Below are 26,041 nucleotides of genomic sequence, written 5' to 3'. Positions count from 1 at the left end.
GCTAGTTCTTGGCTAGGCTAAGCCTATGGTGGATCAGCCCGGGGACGGCGAATATCCGGAACATTGGGAGGCCGATGTCGTCCTGCGTGACGGCGGAACTGCGCACCTGCGGCCCATCCACCCGTCGGATGCCGACGCCGTCCAGGCCTTCCACACCGGGCAGTCGCAAAACTCAATCTACATGCGCTTCTTCGCGTTCAAGGCCAAGTTGTCGGCCAAGGAACTCAAGCGCTTCACGGAAGTGGACTACAAGGACCGGGTGGCGTTCGTCATCACCATCCACGGTGAGATTATCGGCATCGGCCGCTATGACCGGCTCACCGACCCCACGGAGGCAGAGGTGGCCTTCAACATTGCCGACGCACACCAGGGCAGGGGCATCGGCTCCATCCTGCTGGAGCACCTGGCGGCCGCTGCGCATGAAAACGGGATCCGCAAGTTCACCGCCGAGGTGTTGCCGGAGAACCGCAAGATGCTGATGGTGTTCTCCGACGCCGGCTACGACGTCAAGCGGCATTTCGACGACGGCGTCGTCAGCCTCGAGTTCAACGTGGAGCCCACCGAGAAGTCGCGCGCCGTGATGGAATCCCGCGAGCACCGCGCGGAGGCGAGGAGCGTCCGGGACCTGCTGACGCCGTCGTCGGTTGCCGTGATCGGAGCCAGCCGCAAATGGGGCACCGTGGGATACCAGCTGCTGGAGCACATCATCGAGGGTGGCTTCCACGGGTCCGTCTACGCCATCAACCCGGAGGCGCTGGAATTGGCCGGGATGATCCCTTACGGCAAGCTGTCCGAAGTTCCCGAACCCGTCCAACTGGCCATCATCGCCGTGCCTTATGAGGAGGTGGCCGGCGTCGTGGAAGACTGCGCGGCCGCCGGGGTCAAGGGCGTGGTGATTGCCACGGCAGGCTTCGCGGACGACGGCGAACGCGGCCTGCTGCGGCAGCGCGCCCTGGTGCGCCAAGCCAGGGCCAACGGGATGCGCGTGATCGGGCCGGCGTCGCTGGGCATCGCCAATACGCACCCGGACGTGTCGCTGAATGCGTCCATGGCGCCCACCATGCCGCTGCGCGGCGCCCTGGGCCTGTTCAGCCAGTCGGCGGCGATCGGCGTCTCGCTGTACGCCGCGTCCAGCCGGCGCCGGCTGGGACTCTCCAGCCTGCTCTCGGCCGGCAACAGGGCAGACGTTTCCGGCAACGACATGATGCAGTACTGGGAGGACGACGCCGATACCACCGCCGTGGGCCTGTATCTGGAATCGATTGGCAACCCGCGCAAGTTCTCCCGGATCGCCAGGCGCCTGGCCCGCACCAAGCCGGTGATCGTTGCCAAATCGGACACGATGGGATTGCGGCTGCCGCCCGGACACGCCGTCCGGACCACCCAGGCACCGGCCGGCGCCCTGGACGCCATGCTGCGCCAGTCGGGCGTGATTCGCGTGGAAACCGTGGAAGAGCTCGTGGACGTCGCCCAAGTGGTGTCCGGCCAACCGCTTCCGGCCGGACCCGACGTCGCCATCTTCAGCAACTCCCAGGCCCTCGGCAACGTGGTGGCGGACAGTGCCGTGGCGCACGGGCTTGGCGTGGCCCGGGTGGTGTCCGGGCTTGACCTCGACACCGGCCAGTCGGTGGCGCTGCCCGCCCTGCGGACGGCACTGCTTGACGCCTTGGGCTCGGATACCGTGCACGCCGCCATCGCAGCCCTCCTGCCAGCCAGGGGCTTGACCGTTGACGCGGTGGCCCGGGTCCTGGCGGAGTGTGCGGCAGAGGCAGGAAAACCGGTGGTGGCAGCCTTCACCGGCATCCTGGACCCCGCCATCATTGTGGAGGGCCTGGTAGGCGCCGATGGGTGCACCGTCCCCTGTTTCTCCAACCCCGGTGCCGCCGTTGCGGCGCTCGCCGCCGTGGTGCGGTATGCGGAATGGGCTGCCCGCGACCAGGGACAGTTCGTGGAACCGGCGGGGTGTGATCCCCGCAAGGCCGAGGCGGAACTCGACGAACTGCTCCGGGACGTCACGGGTGAACAGCTCAAGCAACTGGAGCCGGCAGCAGCGGCTTCCCTGCTGGGGCATTACGGCATCACCGTCCTGCCATCGGCCGCCTTTACAACGCCGGATGAGGCCGTGCAGGCAGCGGAAGCCCTCGGCTGGCCCGTGGTGCTGAAGACCACGGACCCCGCCCTCCGGCACCGGCTGGACCTGGGCGGGGTGCGCCTTGGCATCGAGGACGCCCAATCGCTGCGCCAGAACGTGGTGCAGATGCGGCGGGCGCTCGCCGCCTACGGAGACCCGGCCCTTGAAGTCCAGTCCATGGCATCGGTCGGTCAGGCTTGCACCTTCCGGGCCATCGAAGACCCATTGCTTGGGCCGGTCATCTCGTTCGGCCTCGCCGGTGACGCCGTCAACCTCCTCGACGACTGGGCCCACCGGGTTCCGCCGCTCTCCGCGGCCGACGTCCACGACTTCATCCGTGCACCCAGGGCATCACGAAAGCTGTTCGGCTACCAGGGGCTCCCTGCTGTTGACGTGCAGGCGCTGGAGGACCTGGCCGCCAGGCTGGCCTGGATGAAGGACAACCATCCGGAGATCGCACTCGTGGAATTCAACCCCGTCCTGTGCGGGACGTCCGGGGCCGCGATCCTGGCCGCTGACGTGCGGATTGGCAACGCGGCCCAGCGGACGGACAGTGCCCGCAGGGCCATGCTGGGCTGAGGCGGTTAGCAAGTGACCGGCCGATCTGTGAAAATGGGGGCATGAGCTTCCAGCCTCCCGCGTCGGCGCCCGAAACGCCCGGCAATGAAAACCAGGCACTCCGCCAGCACAGCTCACACAACCACGGACTCCAGGGCCAGAGCCTCGAAGACGCGCTGCAGAAGGCCGGGTTCTACCCGCGCCTGGTCTCCGACGTCGTTGACGACGCGTTGGACGGCCGGGACTGTGTGGCCCATCTGGTGCACCTTGAAACCCACTTTGACCGGGCAGAGGTGCGGCGCCACATCACCGTGCTGGTGCTCACTGCGGACATGCTGGTGATCACCCACGTGGACGACCAGCAGCTGGACGAGGCGGGGGAGCAGATCGTCGCGCAAATCTCCACCGAATCGGTTCCTGTGGCACAGATCCGTTCGGTGGTCCTGAGCTACATGTACGCCCAGCCGCAAAATTACAAGCCCTCGGATCCCGTGCGCGAACTGACCCTGTCCATTGCGTGGTCCGGCGGCCAGCGGCTGGACATGGGGCCCGCCAGCTGCGGGGACCCGCAGTGCGAAGCCGACCACGGCTACACCGGGACCATCGCGCAGGAAGACATCGTGCTCCGCATCAGCGCTGAGGCAGACGGGCTCCAGGCCGTGCAGGACGCCAAACTTTTTGCGCGTGCCCTGCGCGCCGTCAACACCGGCTCGGCAGCTCCCGTACCCCACGTGCAGTCCATGGCACCCCGTCCGCGGTCCGGGGTGTTCGGAAACCGGCTCAGCCGCGGGCACCAGCAGCGCTGAGATGCCGGAAGCCAGCCACCAAGCCGTACACACTCCCGCGGACTCCGGGCAGAGTCCCGATCTTCCGGCCGCCCCCGCTTATGGGCGCCGCTCCGTCGCCGAAGTCCTCACCAGCGCCGCAGCGAGTTTGGGGCTCGAAGGCTTCGACAACACCTTGGGACTCCCCGCTGCAAGCCGCGTCTGCGTGGTCCTCGCCGACGGCCTGGGCAGGAACCTCCTGAAGCAGAAAGCCGCGCACACACCCTTCCTGCGTTCCGTGGTGCAGGCAGGGCAGGGCGATGTTCCCGTGTGGCTGGACTCGGCTTTTCCTTCCACCACAGCGGCGGCGTTGGCCAGCTTTGGGACCGGGCTGCCGGCGGGCCAGCACGGCATGGTGGGCTACGACGTCCTGGACCCCGGGCAGGACAAGGTGGTCAACCTCCTGGGGAACTGGGACCCCGGCGTCGACCCGGCCACGTGGCAGCCGTTCCCCACCGTATTTGAGCGGGTGGCCGGGCAGGCGGACGTCAGTACCGTCAGCCTCGCCCAGTTCGACGGCTCGCCCATGACCCGCGCCGCCCTGCGCGGGGGCAGGTTCATCTCCGGGACAACCGCCCATGCGCGCACCGGGGCTGCCGCCGATGCCATGGCGGCCGCCGGCCCGTCCCTCATGTACTTCTACGTGAACGAGCTGGACAAGGCCGGCCACCGCTACGGCTGCCGGTCGGAGCAGTGGGAACACCAACTGGAGGAGCTCGACGCCACGGTTAAGCGGCTCAACTCCTCATTGCCCGCCGGGACCACGATCCTGCTCACTGCGGACCACGGGATGCTGGACATTCCCGAATCGCAGCGCATCGACTTCTCCGCCGACACCGCGTTGGTTGACGGTGTCCGGCATACGGCCGGCGAACCCCGGATGGTCCACCTGTACCTGGAAGACACGCACCGTGAAGGTACTGCCGGCCGGGAACGGCTGCTGGCTGCCTGGAAGGCACGGTTCGGCGACCGGGTGTGGGCATTCACCCGGGACGAAGCAATCGCCGGGGGCCTTTTTGGTGACGTCCGGCCTGCCGTTGAAGGCAGGATCGGTGACGTCATGATCGCGGCGCGGGACGCCGTCGCCCTCTATGACGGCCGGCGCATGCGGCCGACCGCCATGGATGTGGTGGGCCAGCATGGCTCCCTGACCAAGGCGGAGCGGGAGGTCCCGCTGCTCTGCTTCACGGCCGACGGAAGGAGCCGCCGGCGTGGCTGAACTCATTTTCTTCTCCGGGACCATGGACTGCGGAAAATCCACGCTTGCCTTGCAGATGGACTACAACCACCGGGCACGCGGCCGCGGCGGCGTGCGGTTCAGCCGCAACGACCGCGCCGGCGAATCCCGGATCTCCAGTCGGCTGGGCCTGGAGACGGACGCCGTGGAGGTGCTGGACACCACGGACTTCTGGGAGGAAGTCATGGTCCGCCGCACCCAAGGCCGGCGGGTGGACTACCTCATCTGCGACGAAGCCCAGTTCTACACGCCTCAGCAGGTGGAGCAGCTGGCCAAGGTGGTGGACGAGATCAACGTCGACGTCTTCGCTTTCGGCATCACCGCAGACTTCCGCACCCGGCTGTTCCCCGGGTCCCAACGCCTCATCGAGCTGGCGGACCGGGTACAGGTGCTCCAGGTGGAGGCGCTGTGCTGGTGCGGCCGCCGGGCCACGCACAACGCCAGGACGGTCGACGGCGTCATGGTCACCGAAGGTGCGCAGGTGGTGGTCGGCGACGTGGACATGGTGGCTGACGCCGCCGCCCCGGAAGCCGGGCACGTCCCCGTGGTGGGGTACGAGACGCTGTGCCGGCGGCATTTCATGCGCAGGGTGACCGCGCACGGCGCCAAGTTGATGGCACAGCAGGATCCATTGCTGCCCTTCGAGGTGGACGCCTGCCTCTGGCGCGGTTCAGGCGGTCCGGGGGAGCCCGGCAGGACGTAACCGTCCGCACGGAACCCGGTCGTTGAGCTTGTCGAAACCGGGTGGTTGGGCACGTCTGAGACCCGGTCGTTGAGCTTGTCGAAACCGGGTGGTTGGGCCGTCGAAACCGGGTGGTTGGGCACGTCTGAGACCCGGTCGTTGAGCTTGTCGAAACCGGGTGGTTGGGCACGTCTGAGACCCGGTCGTTGAGCTTGTCGAAACCGGGTGGTTGGGCACGTCGGAGACCCGGTGGTTGGGCACGTCGGAGACCCGGTGGTTGAGCTTGTCGAAACCGGGTGGTTGGGCACGTCGGAGACCCGGTGGTTGAGCTTGTCGAAACCCGTCCGGTCTTCTGTGGTGTCCGTTGTGGTGGCGGCCTTAAATGTCAGACCCTCTGGTGATGATTGGTGTATGGGGAAAGCGGCGGTGGTGGGGGCTTTTGAGGATATTCGTGCTGCCCTTGCCGTGCTTGTTGCGGAGGTGGACGGGTGCGGTGTGGAGCTGTTCTCGGTTGCTGATCCGTTGGCGGGGTTGGCGGATGGGTGCCTGGATGTCCTGGCCGGTGTCCGTGAGGTGGAGGCCAGGGTCGCTGGTCTGAAGGCGAAGGCGGCGGTGGGGTATGCGGATGCTGCCGGTGTTGTTGCGGGGCCGGGGGTGCCGGTGGTGGCGCAGGAGATGGCGGTCGCGGCGGAGATCGGCTGCGTACTCAGTCTTGGTCCGCGGGCCGCGTCCTCGTTCCTTGCCACTTCCCACGCCCTGGCAACGTCCTTGCCGCTCACCTTCGCCGCGTTGCAGGCGGGGACTCTGTCGTGGGGGCATGCGGTGGCCATGGCTGATGAGACCGCGGCCCTTGATCCTGCCGGGGCGGCGGCGTTGGAGGGGCATTTCCTGGACCCCGGCGCACCGGATCCGGCGCGCGGTTGTCCGGTGGGGGAGTTGCCGGCGCACCGGTTCCGTGCCAAGGCCCGGACGTGGCCGGGAGCGCCATCATGCCGAGTCGATTGAGAAGCGCCATGCCAAGGGAATTTCGGATCGGCGGGTGGAGTACCGGGCGGACCGGGACGGGATGGCGTGGCTGGGCGCGTACATGCCTGCGGACCAGGCGTTGGCTGGGTTGAACCGGCTCACCGCGATCGCCCGGTCCCAGCAGGGACCTGAGGAACCCCGGACCATGACACAGCTCCGTGCGGACAACTTCGCTGACGCGATCCTCACCAACGGACTTACCCCCGCCAGCAGCGGGAGCGGTACCGGCGGAGGTGGGGAGGGCCTCAGCGAGGGGTTCGACGCCGGGACCGGGGACGGGACGGGGGCTGGCTTGTCATCTTCGATCCGGGCGCAGGTGTTGGTGACCGTGCCGGTGTTCTCCCTGCTGGGTCTGACCGATGAGCCGGCGGTGCTGGACGGGTACGGGCCGATCCCGGCGTCGATGGCCCGCCGATTGGTCGCTGAGGGGGCGGGCTCGTTCTACCGGGTGCTGGTGGACCCGCGGGACGGGGCGCCGTTGGAGATCGGGCGGACCAGTTACCGGGTGGGCAAGGCCATGCGGAACTGGCTCCGGCTCAGGGACGGTAAATGCCCGTTCCCCGGCTGCAGCAACCCCTCCCTGGACACCGAGGCCGACCACATCCTCGCCTGGGCAGAGGGCGGCAGCACCGGAATCAGCAACCTGGGACAGCCATGCCCCAAACACCACCGCCTCCGGCACACCACAGGCTGGAAACCCACACCCGCCAGCAAAACCGAACCACCCGGCTGGACCTCACCGGCCGGCCGCCACTACACCAGCGAACACCAAGACTGGGAACCCACAACATGGCCCCCGCAACTGAGACAGGCCTTGGTCGCGCCCGGTGAACGGAGCCTCCTCGAAGAAGCCCTCATCGAATATCTCAACGGGTGACCCGACAACAAAGGGGATCCTGTACCACCGCGGGCAGGTCAGCGGGCACCCGCTGTGGCCACCGTCGGCCGCCGACGGAGTCTTACTGGCTCCTGCGCCGGTAGCGGATGTGGGTGGCCAGCGGTGAGTGAAGCACCTCGAAGGGTTCGAAGTCGAAAGACTCGACGCCGTCGAAGATCCGCTCGCCCGAACCGAGGAGGACCGGTGCGATGTCGAGCGTAAGTTCGTCGACGACGCCCGCAGTCAGTGCCTGGCGGACGGTCGAGGCGCCACCGGCGATGTCCACCCCCTTGTCTCCAGCGGCTTGGCAGGCGGCGGCGTAGGCGGCGTCGAATCCGTCGGTGACGAAGTGGAAGGTTGTCCCGCCCTCCATTTGGATCGGGGCATGTTCATGGTGGGTCAGAACGAACACCGGTGCGTGGTAGGGCGGTTCCGGACCCCACCAGCCGTTCCATTCCTCATTCCACTCACCGCGGATGGGGCCGAACATGTTCCGGCCCATCACATATGCGCCGCGGGGCCGCATGAGCCAATCGGCGGCGGCCTTGTTGGCTTCAGTGGCCCGGGGGTCGCCGATATGCCAGCCGTGCAGTTCAAGTCCTCGTTTGCCCAGCGGGTTTTCGAGGCTCTGGTCCGGTCCGGCGACGAAGCCGTCCAGTGAAATGGACATGTGGCAGGTTGTGTCCGGCACCGCAAACCTCCTGGTGATGGCGCTATTTAACAAGGCCGTGTGGTGGGGAGCCTAGCACGTGCCTGCGGCCATCAGGGGCCTGGCGAGAAGCTCTTAGTCGCTTCGGGTTCCGAAAACGATCTCATCCCAGGACGGAACGCTTGATCGCTTAGGTTTTGCCGGCCGTTCCGGCGCCTCAGTCTCCGGAAGCTGGCCGGTGCTGGGGGAAGAATCGTCCTGCTTTGCAGTGGTTCGGCGGGGGTTGCTGCCAAGCAACTCATCCAATCCGGCGCCGCCGGTTTGTGCACCCTGGCTGCCGCCGGAAGGTTTCTGCGGCGACGCCGCAATGGTGATTTCCCTCGTATCGGTGCTGACGCCGTCGTGCAGCCGCAATGCGTCGTCCTGGACATCGCGGTGCGGCGGAAGAAGGCTGAGCCTGGACAGCATGGACGGCCTGGCGTCCCTGCGACGGATGAACGAATCACCCTGGGCAGCCGGTGCGTCGCGCTGGCCGTCCTGGGGTTCCGGTTCGTTTGTATCGGGTTCCGGGACCACCTCGGACGGGCGGGGATGGGCTGCCGGTACCCCATGGGTGAGCAGCAGTGCCAGGGCGTCGTCGGAATCTTCGTCGACGCCTATCCGATGGCCACGCCGTGACCGGAGCATATCCAGGAGGCCGTCGGATTCCTTGCCGGACTCCTGCGCCTGGGCGCCCTGGCCACCGGACGAAGCCTTGGACGAATCCGCGTCAGTTTCAAAGTCGAAGGGGCGGTCCGAAACCGCGGTGAGGCGGCGGGCCGGAACAGGTCCGTCCAGAGGCTCAAGCTCGCTAAGCTGCTGCGCCCAGCGGTTGGTGTTCTGCAGTGACTTGCGTGCGGGACTGAAGGTCCACAGGGCCGGGGGTTCCTCGCCGATGCCGGAGGTCCCTCCGGGTTTGGCCTCGAAGCTCGCTGATACCGTCCAGGTGCCGTCCTGGCGCCGCCACGAATCCCATTCCACCGTCGTCGGGTCGATTCCGTGCGCGGAGAGGCGGTGGGAAACCATGTCGTCCAAGGAGGCCGGGTTGTCGCCGAACGCCGAGCGGTAGATGTCGTGGCCGGGGGAGGGCGCCGCGACTTCAATTTTCCGCGCCTGCTGCGCAACGTACTCGCGCTCGGCAAGGACCGGCCCTTCGTAACGCTCCACCTTGGCCAACGGCATGCCCGACAACTCGGCAACATCGGCAGCAGTGGCGCCGGCCCGGATCCGGGCCTGGATATCCCTGGGGGACATCGGAACGGCAGGCCGCTCCGCCCGCGGCTTGGCCGCGGACCGGCTGGCCGTCCTGAGGGCCTCATCGATCGGCAGCTGGAACATCTCGCCGCCGGCCCCGCTCAACAGGAGATGCGTCCCGTCGTCGTGCACGCCTACAAGCCGTAGATCCTGCATACAAATCCTCCACCCTGGCATTACTATCAATCGAAACTCTGCCACCCGGTGGCGCCGAATTGGCTCAAGGGGCAGGGCGCGCCGTGATTTTCCGCCTGATTCCGGCCCGAAGGGTCGGCGCCAGGGCGTCAAGCCTGGCGCCGAGGATATGCAACCGCAGGCGGGTCATGGGGCTGCCGCCGCGGATACCTGCTCTCAACCCCTGGTCAGGGCTGCCGTCAGCTTGTCCGGGTGCCGGGTGGAGGTGAGCCAGTAGGGGGTGCGGTCGGCCGGGTCGGTGATCTCGATCTTCACGACGGGGTCGATCCAGCCCCGGATGCAGAGGTAGGCGAGCCCGTTCAGCCTCGTGCCCCGCTCCGCTGTGGCTTCACTGGACGTGAACTGCTCTACGCTGCCAACATACCGGCGTTCGATGGTGGCCCGTCCGACCGTCAGCGCGTCCCGGGTAACCGTAATGGTGGGAGTGGACAGGACCAGGAGCACGGTAATGATGGCAAGGAGCACCACCGCGGCTGTATACCCGGCGGCCATGCTGATGGGTGCGAAGACCAGGATGCCGGCTCCGGAGACGCCCGCTGCGATGATCCACATCCAGGCATTGGGCCAGAGCTTCTCCTGATACGTGACAGGAGTCCCGGCCGAAGGTGTGCTGGGAAGGGACTCTGGCGTGCTTGATTCGGGCATAGGCCAAGCTTTCCACCTTTGGTCCGCTATTTCATCTTGGGTGCGGGGGGCTCCGGATCCGGTCATCTGGGACTGTTGCGGGGGCGCGGGTTAGAGTGAGTGACTGTGACTGAACATCCCACCGCAGTAGACCTCGTCCCGGAGGCGGCAGCCCCCGCCACTGCAGCGCCCACTTTGCAGGTCCAGTTGAAGATGCTGGATCCGGACCTGGAAGCTCCGTCGTATGCGCATCCGGGCGACGCCGGAGCAGACCTTCGCGCGCGCGAGGACGTGGTCCTGATGCCGGGGGAGCGCAAACTGGTCCCCACCGGTGTGGCCATCGCCCTGCCCGACGGCTTCGTGGCGCTGATCCACCCGCGCTCCGGACTGGCCACCAAGCACGGCCTGACGATCGTCAATGCGCCAGGCACGGTGGATGCCGGCTACCGGGGCGAGATATCGGTAACCCTGCTGAACACCGACTCATCCCAGCCAATTGAGCTGCGCCGCGGCGATAGAATTGCCCAGATGGTTATCCAGCGGGTGGAACACGCCCAATTCATTCCTGTCAGCGAATTGAGCGGCTCCGTGCGCGGTACGGGAGGCTTCGGCTCCACCGGCGGGTTCAACGTTCCCGGAGCCTGACGCCTCCACCCACAACCGCTGCCACGCCAGCACGCACGACGGCGGGGCCTGCTCCCGGCCGGCAGATTTTGAGAACTGGCACATTTGAGAACGAAGGAGTCACCCATGGTCTTTGGGCTCGGCAGGAAAGCCAAGAAGGAAGAGCCGGCACAACCGGCCGAAGAGCTGACGGCAGCGGAACCGGGAGAAGCCGGGACCGCCGCCTCCACGCGCGGCCAGGACGGCCCCTTCGATGAGTCCGAGGTAGGCAGCCGTGACGGCTTCGTGGACCTCGGTGCCTTGCTGATCACGCCCAGCGAGGGACTCCAGCTCCGCCTTGAGGTTGAAGAGGCAACGCAGCGGGTGGTGGCAGTGACCCTTGACCTGGATGGGTCCAGCCTCCAGCTGCAGGCGTTTGCCGCCCCCAAGACAGAGACGCTCTGGGATGAAATCCGCGAACAGATCGGGCAGTCGGTCGGTGCCCAGGGCGGCCAGGTCGAAGAGGTGGAAGGCGCGTTTGGGACGGAATTGGTAGCCAAGCTGCCTGCCGGGCTTCCGGACGGCAGCCAGGGCTACCGCGTGGCCCGGTTCATCGGCGTCGACGGTCCGCGCTGGTTCCTGCGCGGCGTCCTCGGCGGCCCCGCGGCTCTGGAGCGCCCCGCCGCTGAAGCGCTCGAAACCCTGTTCCGGAAGGTGGTGGTGGTCAGGGGTGACAGTCCCATGCCGCCGCGGGATCTCCTTCAGCTGCGGCTGCCAAAGGATGCCTCCGCTACTCCTCCGCCCGCCGGTCCCACTTTGGAGGAGCCCGAACGTGGTCCCGAAATCACCCAAATCGGCTGAGACCGCCAACGGCGGACCCGCCCAGGCGTCCGGTGGGCTGACCCCGCTGAACCAGCTGCCGGACAAGGGCCGCGTGCTGTGCCAGGGACACATTGACTCCGTGACCTTCGTGCCCGCAGAGCGGACGGCAGAATTCAGCGCCATCGTCTCCGAGACCGGCACCGGACGGCCCGGTCCCGGCCCTGACAGGAACAATCCCGCGCGGCTTCGCATCGTGTGGCTGGGCCGACGACGCGTACCGGGCATCGAAGCGGGCGCCGAGATCCGGGTCGAAGGAATGCTTGCCCGCGGCAAGGACATGCCCACCATCTTCAATCCCCGTTACGAGATCATGTCCCGCCAGGAGAACGAATGACCGAGCAGCAGCCCGAACAGTCCTCCGATAACGCCACCCCGGGACCGGGCCGACAGGGTGCGGGCGCGGCCCCGCAGTCTCCGGTGGCGGGCCTGGCGGCCGAGTACGCCGCCAAGGCAGGGCTCCACCGCACCCATGACGGGCGGGTGGATGTCCTGCGGAGTGCAGGGGGAGTCCAGGGCATTGCGGAGAGCATTGTTCCCGGCCTGGTCTTCCTGATGGCGTTCACCGTTACCCGGGAGCTCACGCTCTCCCTTGTGGCTGCCCTGGCGTCGGCGGCCGCGTTCACCATCGCCCGGCTGGCACAACGGCGCCCCCTGACCCAGGCCCTCGCGGGCGTGGTGGGCGTCGGCATCTCAGCGTGGCTGGCCAATACCACCGGCAAGGCGGAGGATTTCTATCTGCCTGGCTTCTTCACCAACGCCGCCTACATCCTGGCGATGGTGGTTTCGATCATCGTCAAATGGCCGGTGGCCGGGCTCCTCTTCGGTTTCATCCGCAACGAGGGCGTGGAGTGGCGCAAGGATCCGGACCGCGTCAAGGCCTACCGGCTGGGCACCTGGATCATCGTTGCGGTTTTGGCGCTCCGGCTCATCGTGCAGGTGCCCCTGTACCTGATGGGCGCAGACGGCCTGGCCGCACTCGCCACCACGCGCCTGATCATGGGGGCGCCCCTGTACATCCTGGGGGTGTGGGTGGCCTGGCTCGTCACCCGCCCGGCTCCGGCGGACGTGGAAGACCAGGCCGGCGGCCAGGCCGCCTGACACCTCAAGCCGCCTGACGCCTCAAGCCGCCCGACGCCTCAAGCCGCCTGACGCCTCAAGCCGCCCGACGCCCCCGGCGCCCGGTGCACCTAGCCGTCGAAGCCGTCGTCGTCTGGGACCGGTCCGTATCCGTTGGCGGCAGGCTGGGCGGCGGCCTGCGGCGAGGCGTCGACGTCGATGCTCCCGGGAGCCGAAGAGAGAAGCTCACGCAACTTGTCCTCCGCGGCGATGGTGGTGACGAAGAAGAGTTCGTCGCCGCCGTCAATCACGTCGTCCCGGCTCGGGGTGATGGGTGCCTGGTCGCGGAGGATTGCCACCAGGGTGGCGTCCTCCGGCCAATGGATGTCCCCCACGGTCATGCCGATAACGTGCGAGTCGTGGGGCACGGTGAACTCCACCAGCGAGGCCACGCCGGTCTGGAGGGTCAGGAGCCGGACCAGGTCGCCGATCTCCACCGCCTCCTCCACGAGCGCTGTCATCAGTTGGGGTGTGTTGACGGCGACGTCCACGCCCCAGGAGTCGTTGAACATCCAGTCGTTCTTGGGGTTGTTGACCCGCCCCACGGTGCGGCCCACCCCAAACTCGGTCTTCGCCAGCAGCGAGACCACCAGGTTGACTTTGTCGTCACCCGTGGCGGAAACCACGACGTCGGCGTCTTCCACCTTGGCGCCCTGGAGCGTGGAGAGCTCACACGCGTCACCCACCAGCCAGTGCGCTCCCCGCAGGCCGCTGCGCCCGATCACCTCGGGCTTCAGGTCGATCAGGAGGATCTCGTGCTTGTGCGCGAGCAGTTCCCGGGCGATGGACGAACCGACGCTGCCGGCGCCAACGATGACAACTTTCACTGATACTCCTTGGCGGGGGCTTTGGCGAGGATCTGGGCGACCAGGGCGCTGCGGTCCACCTGCAGCATGGCGTGCACGGTATCGCCGTCCTGGTATGCGGTTCCTGCGTCGGGCAGCAGGCCTTCGCCGAAACGGGTGAGATAGGCCACGCGGACACCGGCAGCCTTCTCGATGCTGCTGATCCGGTGCCCGATCCAGCCGCCGTCCAGGTCAAGTTCGGCCAGGACCAGACGCCCGGAGGGCTCCCGGAAGTCGCCGGCGAGGTGCTGCTCGGGGAGGATGCGGCGCAGGACCTGGTCTGCGCTCCAGCGGACGGCGGCCACCGTGGGAATGCCCAGGCGCTGGTAGATCTCGGCACGTCCCGGGTCGTAGATCCGGGCCACCACGTGCGGGACGTGGAATGTCTCGCGCGCCACGCGGGTCGCCAGGATGTTCGAGTTGTCACCGCTGGACACCGCCGCGAAGGCATAGGCTTCACCCACGCCGGCCTGCTTGAGGGTGTCCCGGTCGAATCCCACACCGGTGACCTTCCGGCCCGTGAACCCCTGGCGGAGCCGGCGGAACGCGCGGTCGTCCTGGTCGATGATGGCCACGGAATGACCGGCATCCTCCAGCGTGTGCGCCAGCGTTGCCCCCACCCGGCCACATCCCATGATCACGAAATGCGCCACCGTATCTCCTCTGTATTTATGTCACGATCGTGCAGCTAGAACTCTACCGGCACGTCCGTGGTTCGGCCCGGCCCGGGTCCGTCATGACATCGTCCGCGATTCAGACTAGCTTTGTGGGGTGTTGACAATACTGAACGCCGTCAAACGCGTGCTGGTGGGCAGGCCCTTCCGCAATGACCGGCTGGCCCATACCCTGCTTCCCAAGAAGATCGCACTGCCGATCTTCGCATCGGACGCGTTGTCGTCCGTAGCCTATGCCCCGGACGAGATCCTGCTGACCCTTGCCCTGGCAGGTGTCAGCGCAGTGTCGATCTCTCCCCTGGTGGGCCTGGCCGTGATGGTGGTCCTCCTCACCGTCGTGGCCTCCTACCGGCAGAACGTCCACGCCTACCCCTCCGGTGGCGGCGACTACGAGATCGCCAACGTGAACATGGGAAAGTACGCCGGCCTGACCGTGGCCTCGGCGCTGCTTGTCGACTACGTCCTGACGGTTGCCGTGTCCATGTCCTCGGCTGCGGCGTATCTCACCACTGCTGTCCCGTCGCTGCACGGCCAGCAGGCAATCATTGCCACCATCGGCGTCGTCATCCTTGCATTGGTGAACCTGCGCGGCATCAAGGAGGCGGGCAGCGTCTTCGCCGTCCCCACCTACATTTTCATGGCTTCCATCCTGGGCATGACGGCGGTGGGCATCTTCCAGGCGGCTACCGGGCAGCTGGGGCAGGCGCCGTCGGCAGCCTTCACCATCGTCCCGGCCGAGGGATTTGACCAGGGCCTGGTGGGGCTGGCCGGCGCCTTCCTGCTCCTGCGGGCGTTCTCCTCCGGCGCCGCGGCCCTGACCGGCGTTGAAGCCATCAGCAACGGCGTTCCCAACTTCCGGCACCCCAAAAGCAAGAACGCGGCCACCACCCTGCTGCTCCTGGGTATCATCGGCGCCGCGATGCTCGCGGGCATCATCTACCTGGCGAACGCCACCAAGGTCCACATCGTTCTGGACCCGGCCAAGGAATTCCTGCTCAACGGCAGCCCGCTGCCCGAGGGCTACATCCAGAACCCGGCCATCAGCCAGATCGCGCAGACGATTTTCGGCCCTGGTTCCATTCCGTTCTACATCGTGGTGGCAGCCACCGGCGTCATCCTGGTGTTCGCATCCAACACCGCCTTCAACGGCTTCCCGGTGCTGGGGTCCATCCTGGCGCAGGACGGCTACCTGCCACGGCAGCTGCGGACCCGCGGCGACAGGCTCGCCTTCAGCAACGGCGTGCTGGCCCTTGCCGCCGGCGCGCTGGTGCTGATCATCTCCTTCGACGCCGATGTCACCAAGCTGATCCAGCTCTACATCGTGGGCGTCTTCATCTCCTTCACCCTGAGCCAGCTCGGCATGATCAGGCACTGGGGCCGTGAACTGAAGCTCGCCAAGGACAAAGCCGTCCGGCGCCGGATGATGAAATCCCGGACCATCAACACCATCGGGTTCGGCATGACCGGCCTGGTGCTGGTCATCGTCCTCATCACCAAATTCCAGCAGGGCGCCTGGATCGCCTTGCTGGCCATGTTCATCCTCTTCCTGATCATGTGGAGCATCCGGGCACACTACGACAATGTGGCCAAGGAACTTGCCGTGGACGAGGATTCCTCACCGCGCGCCCTGCCCACCCGGGTCCACGCAGTGCTGCTGGTCTCGCATGTCCGCAAGCCGGTCCTGCGTGCCCTGGCCTATGCCCGCGCGTCCAGGCCCTCTCGGCTGGACGCCATCACCGTGGACATCGATCCGGAAGAGACCGCCCACACCATCACCGACTGGGAGAAGCTCGAAATCCCGGTTCCGCTGACGGTCCTTGCCAGCCCTTACCGCGAGACGGTCACGCCCATCATGGACTACGTCAAGCAGATGCGGCTTGACTCCCCGCGGGACCTCATCGTGGTCTACATTCCGGAATACGTCGTGGGCAAATGGTGGGAACAGCTGGTGCACAACCAGACTGCCCTGCGCATCAAGACCCGGCTGCACTTTGAGCCGGGCGTCATGGTGGCCAGCGTTCCCTGGCAGCTCAAATCATCCGAAGAAGCCAAGAACCTGCAGGACGTCCAGTGACCGTAAGAACCCCGCCCACCGCACTGCCGGCAACCGGCCAGGCCGGCCACGCCGGCGAAGAGGCCGTGCTCGACGTCGGGCCCGTGGCCCACGGCGGGCACTGCGTGGCCCGCCACGAAGGCCGGGTGGTCTTTGTCCGGCACGCCATCCCCGGCGAGAAAGTCCGTGCCCGGCTGACCGATGCCGGCGACGACGCCAAGTTCTGGCGGGCGGACGCCGTTGAGATACTCGAGGCGTCCCCGGACCGGGTGGAGCACTTCTGGCACCTGGCCGATTCGGGCCGGGCCTGGGGCCACGGCCACCCGCCGGTGGGCGGCGCCGAGTTCGGGCACATCAGCCTGGCCCGGCAACGGCAACTGAAAGCGGACGTCCTGGCCGAGCAGCTCACCCGGCTTGCCGGCGTCGACCCCGCGCCGTCCTTTTGGACCGGCGGCGTGGAAGCCGTGGGGGAGGCGCACGACGACGGATCCGGCCTTGGGTGGCGGACGCGCGCAAGCTTTTCGGTCACCCCCGGAGGCAAGCTGGGCATGCATGCACACCGTTCCGGGCACATTGTTCCGGTGCGGGACATGCCGCTGGCCACAGAAGCCGTCAACGCCCTGCGCCTGTGGGAGCTGGACCTGCAGGGCATCGAGCGCGTCGAAGTGGCGGCTCCGGCCAACGGTTCCCGCCCGCTGGTGCTCCTGGCGCCGGCGCCCGGAACCAAGGACAAGCGGCTGCGCGCAATTGCTGCCGGACTGCCGGCGGATGTGTCCGTGGCGGCATTCGATCCGCTCAGCGGCGACGTGACGCAGGTCCGGGGCCGGACGTGGGTGCAGGAATCGGCGGCCGGCCACGACTACCGGGTGACCGGCGCGGGCTTCTGGCAGATCCATCGCGACGCGCCGGAAACACTTGTGGGCGCTGTCACAGAATTCCTCCGCGGCGGCGGCTTCCTGCAGGCCGGGGCCGTGGTTGCGGATCTCTACGCCGGCGCCGGCCTGTTCACCGCGGTGCTGGCCGATGCCGTAGGGGAGACCGGGTCCGTGCTCTCGGTTGAAGGCGCGCCCGGATCCAGCCGTGATGCCCGCAAAAACCTCCACTCGGTACCACAGGTCGAGGTGGTCCAGGGCCGCGTGGAGCGTGTGCTCCGCCAGAAACCGCGGAACTTCGACGCCCTCCTCCTCGACCCGCCGCGGGCGGGTGCCGGGAAAGCCGTCGTCGGGCAACTCATTGCTTCGCAGCCCCGTGCCATCGCCTATGTGTCGTGCGATCCGGCGTCGTTTGCCCGTGACCTCGGTTACTTCCGCCGCTCAGGATGGGAACTCGCCGGGCTTCGGGCCTTCGACTTGTACCCCCACACCCACCACCTTGAGACGGTGGCGCTGCTGACTCCCGGTCCGTGATGCCACCGAGGTTTTGGACTACGATGGCCGTAGTAGTCCCACGTCGCGCCCGAATTCTCGGCCGGCCGTGTGCAATTTTCGGGCCCTCGAACTACTTAGGGCGTCCTAACTAGCAGGCGGTCAACCGCGCGACAAAGATGAAACTGTTGCGAGAGGAGTCCTGCGATGAGCACTGTGGACAGCTTCGGTTCAAAAGGCAAACTTAATGTAGCCGGAACCGAGTACGAAATTTTCCGGTTGAACTCCGTTGAAGGTGCAGAAAACCTTCCGTTCAGCCTCAAGGTATTGCTTGAAAACCTATTGAGGACCGAGGACGGCGCGAACATTACGGCCGACCACGTCCGCGCACTGGCCGGTTGGGATCCCAACGCCGAGCCCGACACTGAAATCCAGTTCACGCCGGCGCGCGTGATCATGCAGGACTTCACTGGCGTGCCCTGCGTTGTGGACCTCGCCACCATGCGTGAGGCCGTCAAGGAACTCGGCGGAGACCCGAAGCGGGTCAACCCGCTGGCACCGGCGGAAATGGTGATCGACCACTCCGTGCAGATCGACGCCTTCGGCAACTCCGGCGCACTGGAGCGCAACATGGAGATCGAGTACCAGCGCAACGGCGAGCGGTACCAGTTCCTCCGGTGGGGCCAGACCGCGTTCGACGACTTCAAGGTTGTCCCGCCGGGAACCGGCATCGTGCACCAGGTCAACATCGAATACCTGGCCCGCACGGTCATGACCCGCGAGGTTGACGGTTCGCTGCGCGCCTACCCTGACACCTGCGTCGGCACCGACTCGCACACCACCATGGTCAACGGCCTGGGCGTGCTCGGCTGGGGCGTCGGCGGCATCGAAGCAGAGGCTGCCATGCTGGGCCAGCCCGTCTCCATGCTGATCCCGCGCGTCGTCGGCTTCAAGCTGACCGGGTCCATCCCGGCCGGCGCCACCGCCACCGACGTCGTGCTCACCATCACCGAGCAGCTGCGCCAGCACGGAGTGGTGGGCAAGTTCGTCGAGTTCTACGGCGAAGGCGTCGCGGCCGTGCCGCTGGCCAACCGCGCCACCATCGGCAACATGAGCCCCGAGTTCGGTTCCACCGCCGCCATGTTCCCGATCGACGACGTCACCCTCGACTACCTGCGCCTCACCGGCCGGTCCGACGAGAACGTTGCCCTGGTCGAGGCGTACGCGAAGGAACAGGGCCTCTGGCACGACCCCTCCCGCGAGATCAAGTTCTCCGAGTACCTTGAGCTGGATCTGTCGACGGTTGTCCCGTCGATCTCCGGCCCGAAGCGCCCGCAGGACCGCATCATCCTCACCGAATCCAAGGCCCAGTTCCGCGAGGACCTCCGCAACTACGTCAAGGTTGACCTCGCCGACGGCAGCCTGGACGAAGCGATCGACGAGAGCTTCCCGGCATCGGACTCACCGTCGTTCACCGCCTCGGCGACCCACCTCACGGAGCAGGCCCCGCACGCCCACGGTCCCAAGTCCAACGGACGCCCGTCCCAGAAGGTGGCCGTCAAGACCGCCGACGGCCGTGAATTCGAACTGGACCACGGTGCCGTGTCGATCGCCTCGATCACCTCCTGCACCAACACGTCCAACCCCTCCGTGATGCTGGCTGCCGCACTGCTGGCCCGCAACGCCGTGGACAAGGGCCTCACCTCGAAGCCCTGGGTCAAGACCTCCGTTGCTCCCGGCTCCAAAGTGGTCACCGACTACTACAACAAGTCGGGCCTGACCCCGTACCTCGAGAAGCTCGGCTTCTACATCGTCGGCTACGGCTGCGCCACCTGCATCGGCAACTCCGGCCCGCTCGACGCCGAGATCTCCGAGGCCATCCAGGCCAACGACCTCTCCGTCACGGCCGTGCTTTCCGGCAACCGCAACTTTGAAGGCCGGATCAACCCGGACGTCAAGATGAACTACCTGGCCTCCCCGCCGCTGGTCATCGCGTACGCCCTGGCCGGAACCATGGACTTCGACTTCGAAAACGATGCCCTGGGCCAGGACGAAGCCGGCAACGACATCTTCCTCAAGGACATCTGGCCGAACCCGGTCGAGGTCCAGCAGGTCATCGATTCCTCGATCGACAAGGGCATGTTCGCCCGCGGCTACGAGGGCGTCTTCGACGGCGACGACCGCTGGAAGGCCCTCGACACCCCCGCCGGCGACACCTTCGCCTGGGACGAGAAGTCCACCTACGTCCGGAAGCCCCCGTACTTCGAGGGCATGCAGGCACAGCCGGAGCCGGTCAAGGACATCGCCGGTGCGCGCGTACTGCTGAAGCTCGGCGACTCCGTCACCACCGACCACATCTCCCCGGCCGGTTCCTTCAAGTCCGACACCCCGGCCGGCCAGTACCTGCTGGCCAACGGCGTGGAGCGCAAGGACTTCAACTCCTACGGCTCACGCCGTGGCAACCACGAGGTCATGATCCGCGGCACGTTCGCCAACATCCGGATCAAGAACCAGTTGCTGGACGGCGTCGAGGGTGGCTTCACCCGCGACTTCACCCAGGCAGACGGTCCCCAGGCCTACGTCTACGATGCCGCGCAGAACTACCAGGCCGCCGGCACCCCGCTGGTCGTCCTGGCGGGCAAGGAGTACGGCTCCGGTTCGTCCCGCGACTGGGCTGCAAAGGGCACCGCGCTGCTGGGCGTCAAGGCTGTCATCGCCGAAAGCTACGAGCGCATCCACCGCTCCAACCTGATCGGCATGGGCGTCCTGCCGCTGCAGTACCCGGCCGGCCAGAACGCCGCCAGCCTGGGCCTGACCGGCACGGAAACCTTCGCCGTTGAGGGCGTCACCGCCCTGAACGAAGGCACCACGCCGAAGACCCTCAAGGTCACCGCGACGGCCGAAGACGGCTCCACCACCTCCTTCGATGCGGTCCTGCGCATTGATACCCCGGGTGAAGCCGACTACTACCGCAACGGCGGCATCCTGCAGTACGTGCTGCGCCAGATCTCCGCGAACTAGCGGCAGCTGCTGCGCAGTCAGCATCCTCCCCGAAGCCCCGGCCGGTCACCGACCAGCCGGGGCTTCGGCTTTGCAGCCAAGCCAAGGCGTTAGAGTTAAACGGCACGTCTACCACCCGAAGGAGGGGTCATTGGGAATCTTGGACACCATCCGGAATCCGCAGGACCTGAACGAGTTGACCGAGGAACAGCTGGAGCAGCTGGCTTCGGAGATCAGGGAGTTCCTGATCACGAACGTCTCCCAGACGGGCGGCCACCTCGGACCCAACCTCGGCGTCGTGGAACTGACGCTGGCCGTACACCGCATCTTCGAATCCCCCCGCGACAGCATCGTCTTCGACACGGGCCACCAGTCATACGTCCATAAACTCCTCACAGGGCGCCAGGACTTCAGCACCCTCCGCCAGGAAGGCGGCCTCTCCGGCTACCCCTCACGTGTGGAGTCCGAACACGACATCGTGGAAAGCTCGCACGCCTCCTCCTCCCTGTCCTGGGCGGACGGCATCTCCCGGGCCCGCCAGCTCACAGGCGAAGGCGACCGGCACGTGGTGGCCATCGTGGGCGACGGCGCCCTGACCGGTGGCATGGCCTGGGAAGCCATCAACAACATCGCGGCAGACAAGAAGCGCCGGGTGGTCATCGTCGTCAACGACAATGGGCGCTCCTACGCCCCGACCGTGGGCGGTTTTGCCGACTACCTCGCGTCCCTGCGCCCCACCATTGACTCCTTCCGCGCCGCGCCCGCCTATGAGGGCGCGCTGGACTGGTGGAAGAAGAAGCTGCAAAACGGCGGGCCGGCAGGCCAGTTCACCTACAAGAGCCTGCACGCCATGAAAAAGGGCATCAAGGACTGGTGGGCTCCGCAGGGCATGTTCGAGGACCTCGGCATGAAATACATCGGCCCGGTGGACGGCCACAACCTCCAGGCCATGGAGCATGCGCTCTCTACCGCCCGGAACTACGGCGGCCCCGTCATCGTCCACGCCATGACCGAAAAGGGACATGGCTACGCCCCCGCCCGCGCCCATGAAGCGGACCAGTTCCACGCGGTAGGCATCATCGATCCGGAAACCGGCGAACCAACGGGCACCGGCGGCGCCCAGTCCTGGACCTCCGTCTTCGCCGACGAGATCGCCGCCATCGCCGACGAACGCGAGGACATCGTCGGCATCACCGGCGCCATGCTGATCCCGGTGGGGTTGCACAAGTTCGCCGCCAAGCACCCGACGCGCGTCGTCGACGTCGGCATCGCCGAGCAGCATGCCCTCACCGCTGCCGCCGGTATGGCTTTCGGCGGGCTCCACCCCGTCGTCGCCGTCTACGCCACCTTCCTGAACCGGGCCTTCGACCAGCTGCTGATGGACGTCGCCCTCCACAAGGCCGGAGTCACCATCGTGCTGGACCGTGCCGGTGTCACCGGCCCGGATGGCGCCAGCCACCACGGCATGTGGGACATGGCCATGGTCCAGATCGTTCCCGGCCTGCACCTGGCCGCACCGCGCGACGCCAGCCGCCTCCGGGAGGAACTGCGGGAAGCGGTGGCCATCAGCGACGCGCCCAGCGTGGTCCGCTTCTCCAAGGGATCGGTGGGCCCCGAGGTGGATGCCCTCGAGCGGCTCAGCGACGGCGTGGACATCCTGGCCCGCCGCCCCTCCGGCTCCACCGAGAACGATGTCCTGATCGTCAGTGTCGGTGCCATGTCCGAGCTCGCCCTCGATGTCGCAAACCGGCTTGGTGCGCAGGGCATCAGCAGCACGGTGGTTGATCCGCGCTGGGTGCTCCCGGTCCGCCGCTCCATCATCGCGCTGGCTTCGCACCACCGCCTGGTGGTCTGCATCGAAGACGGCGTCCGGGCCGGCGGCGTCGGCTCGCGCATCCGCCAGGAAATGCGCGCTGCGGGGGTGGACACCGCACTGAACGAGGTGGGCCTGCCCGTTGAGTTCCTCGACCACGGCACCCGCGCCCAGGTCATGGAGCGCGTGGGGCTCACCGCCCAGCAGATAACGCACGACGTCGTCGCGCAGGTTTTGGGAACAAAGGTACCGTTCGCGCGTCCCCTGCCGGGGCAGCAGCACCCCACCACTGGCAGCCTCCCGATCCTGTGAGGGACGAGGACGCACTGAAGTACCCGGGCGCCGTGGGGGAGTCGGGGCCGGTTTTGCATACCACCACCACACGCGTCCCCGGCAACCTGCAACCCGGCCAGCTGGTGGTATCCCGCAACCGGAAATGGAACGGCAAGGCACACTGGGTGGTCCCCGGGCGGTACCTTGGCGAAGACGAGCACGGATGGTGGATCTTCCAGGGCACCAACGAGTTTTGTTCACGCCCCGGCGCCGCGTTCTACACGCGCTCCGACGCCGTGCTCCTGGTACCGCGCCAAGGCGACTGGGTGGCCACGTTCTACGATTCCGCCCATCCTGCCGGCGTGCGGCTCTACATCGACCTCGCCGTGGGCCATGAATGGACGGACATCCGGCCTGCCGTAACCGAGTTGCACGTGATCGACATGGACCTGGACGTGATCCGCACCGAATCACGCGGTGTCTTTATCGACGACCAGGACGAATTTGCCGAGCACAGCGTGTCCATGCGCTACCCCCAGCGGCTGATCGAGGATATCCAGGCGGCCGCGGACGAACTTTTCCATGCCGTGAAGGCGCAGCAGGCGCCTTTCGACGGTACCGACGTTGAATGGTTTGCAAAGGGACGCATATGAGCGGCATTGTCAGGGTCTACAAGCGCGACGACGAGGGAACCCTCCACTTCCGGGAAGCCTGGTTCGATGAGGAGTACTCCCAGTTCGTCATGAACTTCGGTGCCGTGGGGCACCAGAGCAAGACAGAGGAAACCGACGTCCCCGACGCTGACGCTGCCGGTGGCCTGCTGGACGCCTTCGCAGCCCAGTGCGAGGAGGACGGCTACGCCGAGATCCCCAACGAGGAGCAGTTCTGGGTGGTGGCCCAGTTCGCCCTCAAGACCAGGGAAGGCACGGAACGGGACCGCTACCTGGAGCAGAAAGCCAAGGATGCCCTCATCAGCCACCTTGCCTGGCGGGGACTCGGAACCGTGGAGCGGTCTGAGTTCACGGATTACAAACTCAACATCTTCTGTCTCTGCCCGGATGTGAACAAGGCCGTCAACGCCATCAAGGTGTGCGCCCGCGGCGAGGACCTGGACTTCACCAAGCTCAGCATCGGTGCAGCCCCGTACAGCGAAGCCGACCACTTCAAACTCAAGCACTCAGCCAAGCCAGCCAACAGCTTCAGCCTTTAGGAGTCGTCCTTGACCAGTTACCGCCGCGTTGGAAAATCAGGCCTCACCGTCTCCACGGTAGGCCTCGGATGCAACAACCTGGGCCGCGCCAACACCAGCACCGAGTCGCAGGAAGGCACCAACGCCGTCGTGTCTGCCGCCCTGGAGGCCGGGATCACGCTGTTCGATGTTGCGGACAACTACGGCCGCGAACCGGGACTCAGCGAGACCATGCTGGGCAAGGCACTCGGAAACCGGCGGGACCAGGCCGTGGTGGCCACCAAGTTCGGAATGGACGCCCAGGGCGCGAACGGCCCCGACTTCGGTGCCCGGGGCTCCCGCCGCTACATCATCCAGTCCGTCGAAGCATCGCTGCGCCGGCTCGGCACCGACTGGATCGACCTCTACCAGTTCCACACTCCGGATCCGCTGACACCCATCGACGAGACCCTCGCCGCGCTGGACGACCTGGTCCGCAGCGGCAAGGTCCGGTACATCGGCCACTCCAACCGGGCCGGCTGGCAGATCGCCCAGGCCGAGTATGTGGCCCGCGAACTCGGCGGCGCACGCTTCGTTTCCACCCAGAACCACTACAACCTCCTGGACCGCCGGGCCGAGCAGGAAGTCACGCCTGCCGCCGAAGCCCTCGGCCTGGGCGTCATGCCCTACTTCCCGCTGGCCAACGGGCTGCTGACCGGCAAGTACGCGCCGGGCCACGCTCCGGACGGTTCCCGGCTCAGCCACACACGCACCAACATGGTGCACGACGCCGACTGGGACCAGCTGGGCAGGTTCAGCCTGTTCGCCAAGGAACGTGGCCTGACCGAGGTGGAGGTGGCGTTCTCGTGGCTTGCCGCGCAGCCGTCCGTGGCCAGCGTCATCGCGGGCGCCACCAAACCGGAGCAGGTCCGGCAAAATGCCTCGGCCGCCGACTGGCAGCCGTCTTCGGAAGACCTCGCGGAGCTGGATGCCATCTTCCCCGCTGTTCCCAAGGTGGCCCTCTTCTAGGACACCGGAAACCCAAGAGCAACGGAAATACCGGACTGTGACCTCCTACCTGCTGGATGTCGATACCGGCATCGACGACGCCCTGGCCCTGGCCTACCTCGCCGCGCTGCCGGAGACGGAATTCGTGTCCGTCACCGCAACACCCGGGAACGTGGACGCGGACCAGGTGGCCCGGAATACCTTGGCACTGCTGGAACTGTGCGGCCGGCCGGGCGTCGAGGTGGCCATCGGGGCGCGCGGGCCGCTGTCCATCCCGCTCACCACCACACCCGAAACCCACGGTCCGCAGGGGATCGGCTACGCCGTGCTGCCCGGGCCTGCCGGGCAGGTCTCGGCGCGGAACGCCGTCGACCTTTGGCTCGAACACGCCCGCGCCAGGCCGGGGGAGCTCACCGCCCTGATCACGGCGCCGCTGACCAACTTTGCCCTGGCCCTCCGCCAGGAGCCCGACCTGCTGCACCTCCTGGCCGGCGTGGTAATTATGGGCGGGAGCTTCTACCACCAGGGGAACACCACCCCCACGGCCGAGTGGAACACGCACGTGGACCCGCATGCAGCAAAGGAGGTGTATGCGGCGTACCGCGGCAAGCCCCTGGCTAAGCTGCCGGTGGTCTGTTCGCTGGACACCACCGAGCGGATGGAGATGCGCCCGGAGCACGTCCGGCAGCTCGCCGAGGCCGCCGGCGCCGCCGTCCCGGAACTGGTCCTGCCGGACCAGCCCGAGGGCCTGCGCAGCACGTCGGACAACGGCATCATCCGGCACCTCTCCGACGCGCTGCGGTTCTACTTCGAGTTCCACCGGCAGTACGACCAGGGATACCTGGCGCACGTCCATGACTTCTTCGCCGCCGGAGTTGCCGCCGGCACACTCGAGTACGATGCCCGCCCCGCCACGGTGGACGTCGAAACCGGCTCACCCTTGCTGATGGGAACCACGGTGGCTGATTACCGCGGGCTCTGGGGTGCGCCTCCAAACGCCAGGATTGTCTCCGCCAACAACCCGGAGCAGGCGTTCCGCGAGCTGGTATCCGCCATCGGCGGACTGGCCCGGCGGGTGGGATAGGCGCCACCTGCACGGCCCGTCCAGGCCGCCCCGGATTACCGGACCATTGCCGGGCCCCGGAC

At 67.0% G+C, this 26,041-nt stretch carries 21 protein-coding genes and 1 pseudogene; 17 read left to right on the top strand and 5 right to left on the bottom strand.

Features of this window, described 5'->3' with window-relative positions:
• Positions 1-25: 25 nt before the first annotated feature.
• The 5 genes and pseudogenes from QF050_RS15960 (at position 26) to QF050_RS15940 (ending at position 7,335) form a co-directional block, all read left to right on the top strand.
• Positions 26-2,710, top strand: a complete 2,685-nt coding sequence (locus QF050_RS15960; RefSeq protein WP_308931296.1) for a GNAT family N-acetyltransferase — start codon at positions 26-28, stop codon at positions 2,708-2,710.
• Between the two features lie 41 nt (positions 2,711-2,751).
• A complete protein-coding gene (locus QF050_RS15955) occupies positions 2,752-3,495 on the top strand; it encodes a DUF5998 family protein (protein ID WP_308931295.1) in 744 nt (247 codons plus the stop codon).
• A 1-nt stretch (position 3,496) separates the two neighbouring features.
• Positions 3,497-4,732 (top strand): alkaline phosphatase family protein, encoded by a 1,236-nt coding sequence (locus tag QF050_RS15950; RefSeq protein WP_308931294.1) that lies wholly within the window; start codon positions 3,497-3,499, stop codon positions 4,730-4,732.
• A complete protein-coding gene (locus QF050_RS15945; RefSeq protein ID WP_308931293.1) occupies positions 4,725-5,453 on the top strand; it encodes a thymidine kinase in 729 nt (242 codons plus the stop codon). The genes QF050_RS15950 and QF050_RS15945 overlap by 8 nt, the downstream gene beginning before the upstream one ends.
• A 390-nt stretch (positions 5,454-5,843) precedes the next feature.
• A pseudogene (locus tag QF050_RS15940) lies at positions 5,844-7,335 on the top strand (DUF222 domain-containing protein).
• 82 nt (positions 7,336-7,417) lie between these two features.
• On the opposite strand, the gene QF050_RS15935 reads toward QF050_RS15940, so the two are convergent.
• From QF050_RS15935 to QF050_RS15925, 3 genes are all read right to left on the bottom strand, one after another.
• Entirely contained in the window at positions 7,418-8,005 is a 588-nt protein-coding gene (locus QF050_RS15935) for a dihydrofolate reductase family protein (protein ID WP_308931292.1), read from the bottom strand.
• Positions 8,006-8,119: 114 nt separating this feature from the next.
• Positions 8,120-9,433: a septation protein SepH gene (gene sepH / locus QF050_RS15930; protein WP_308931291.1), complete on the bottom strand. Its 1,314-nt coding sequence runs from the start codon at positions 9,431-9,433 to the stop codon at positions 8,120-8,122.
• 195 nt (positions 9,434-9,628) lie between these two features.
• The gene (locus tag QF050_RS15925; protein WP_308931290.1) at positions 9,629-10,117 is read right to left on the bottom strand and encodes a DUF3093 domain-containing protein; all 489 of its coding nucleotides are present in this window, start codon (positions 10,115-10,117) and stop codon (positions 9,629-9,631) included.
• Between the two features lie 105 nt (positions 10,118-10,222).
• Between QF050_RS15925 and dut the strand changes: the two genes are divergently transcribed.
• From dut to QF050_RS15905, 4 genes are all read left to right on the top strand, one after another.
• Complete coding sequence (dut, locus tag QF050_RS15920; protein ID WP_308931289.1) at positions 10,223-10,741, top strand: dUTP diphosphatase; 519 nt, start codon at positions 10,223-10,225, stop codon at positions 10,739-10,741.
• 105 nt (positions 10,742-10,846) lie between these two features.
• Positions 10,847-11,560: a DUF3710 domain-containing protein gene (locus tag QF050_RS15915; protein WP_308931288.1), complete on the top strand. Its 714-nt coding sequence runs from the start codon at positions 10,847-10,849 to the stop codon at positions 11,558-11,560.
• A 46-nt stretch (positions 11,561-11,606) separates the two neighbouring features.
• Positions 11,607-11,915 carry a hypothetical protein gene (locus QF050_RS15910; RefSeq protein ID WP_374121578.1) on the top strand — a complete coding sequence of 103 codons (309 nt, stop codon included), beginning with the start codon at positions 11,607-11,609 and terminating at the stop codon, positions 11,913-11,915.
• Entirely contained in the window at positions 11,912-12,679 is a 768-nt protein-coding gene (locus tag QF050_RS15905) for a DUF3159 domain-containing protein (RefSeq protein WP_308931286.1), read from the top strand. Before QF050_RS15910 ends, QF050_RS15905 begins: the two co-directional genes overlap by 4 nt.
• An 89-nt stretch (positions 12,680-12,768) precedes the next feature.
• On the opposite strand, the gene QF050_RS15900 is transcribed toward QF050_RS15905, so the two are convergent.
• Both QF050_RS15900 and QF050_RS15895 read right to left on the bottom strand, forming a co-directional pair.
• Complete coding sequence (locus QF050_RS15900) at positions 12,769-13,524, bottom strand: NAD-binding protein (protein ID WP_308931285.1); 756 nt, start codon at positions 13,522-13,524, stop codon at positions 12,769-12,771.
• Complete coding sequence (locus tag QF050_RS15895; protein WP_308931284.1) at positions 13,521-14,195, bottom strand: TrkA family potassium uptake protein; 675 nt, start codon at positions 14,193-14,195, stop codon at positions 13,521-13,523. Before QF050_RS15895 ends, QF050_RS15900 begins: the two co-directional genes overlap by 4 nt.
• Before the next feature lie 118 nt (positions 14,196-14,313).
• Here QF050_RS15895 and QF050_RS15890 point away from each other — a divergent pair, with 118 nt between their 5' ends.
• The 8 genes from QF050_RS15890 (at position 14,314) to QF050_RS15855 (ending at position 25,979) form a co-directional block, all read left to right on the top strand.
• Positions 14,314-16,290 carry an APC family permease gene (locus tag QF050_RS15890; RefSeq protein WP_308931283.1) on the top strand — a complete coding sequence of 659 codons (1,977 nt, stop codon included), beginning with the start codon at positions 14,314-14,316 and terminating at the stop codon, positions 16,288-16,290.
• Positions 16,287-17,675, top strand: a complete 1,389-nt coding sequence (locus QF050_RS15885; RefSeq protein ID WP_374121536.1) for a class I SAM-dependent RNA methyltransferase — start codon at positions 16,287-16,289, stop codon at positions 17,673-17,675. The genes QF050_RS15890 and QF050_RS15885 overlap by 4 nt, the downstream gene beginning before the upstream one ends.
• Before the next feature lie 165 nt (positions 17,676-17,840).
• Positions 17,841-20,654, top strand: a complete 2,814-nt coding sequence (locus QF050_RS15880; RefSeq protein WP_308931282.1) for an aconitate hydratase — start codon at positions 17,841-17,843, stop codon at positions 20,652-20,654.
• 130 nt (positions 20,655-20,784) lie between these two features.
• Positions 20,785-22,758 (top strand): 1-deoxy-D-xylulose-5-phosphate synthase, encoded by a 1,974-nt coding sequence (dxs, locus tag QF050_RS15875; protein ID WP_308931281.1) that lies wholly within the window; start codon positions 20,785-20,787, stop codon positions 22,756-22,758.
• On the top strand, positions 22,755-23,372 hold the full coding sequence (locus QF050_RS15870; RefSeq protein ID WP_308931280.1) for a DUF402 domain-containing protein: 618 nt from the start codon (positions 22,755-22,757) through the stop codon (positions 23,370-23,372). The genes dxs and QF050_RS15870 overlap by 4 nt, the downstream gene beginning before the upstream one ends.
• Complete coding sequence (locus tag QF050_RS15865; RefSeq protein ID WP_308931279.1) at positions 23,369-23,929, top strand: hypothetical protein; 561 nt, start codon at positions 23,369-23,371, stop codon at positions 23,927-23,929. The genes QF050_RS15870 and QF050_RS15865 overlap by 4 nt, the downstream gene beginning before the upstream one ends.
• 9 nt (positions 23,930-23,938) lie before the next feature.
• Complete coding sequence (locus tag QF050_RS15860; protein ID WP_308931278.1) at positions 23,939-24,916, top strand: aldo/keto reductase; 978 nt, start codon at positions 23,939-23,941, stop codon at positions 24,914-24,916.
• A 37-nt stretch (positions 24,917-24,953) separates the two neighbouring features.
• Positions 24,954-25,979, top strand: a complete 1,026-nt coding sequence (locus QF050_RS15855; RefSeq protein WP_308931277.1) for a nucleoside hydrolase — start codon at positions 24,954-24,956, stop codon at positions 25,977-25,979.
• Positions 25,980-26,041 lie beyond the last annotated feature (62 nt).

It is taken from the genome of Arthrobacter sp. SLBN-112 (assembly GCF_030944625.1).
Classification (GTDB): domain Bacteria; phylum Actinomycetota; class Actinomycetes; order Actinomycetales; family Micrococcaceae; genus Arthrobacter.
The sequence above is the reverse complement of the archived record's forward strand: the minus strand, read 5'-3'. Positions and strand labels throughout refer to the sequence as shown.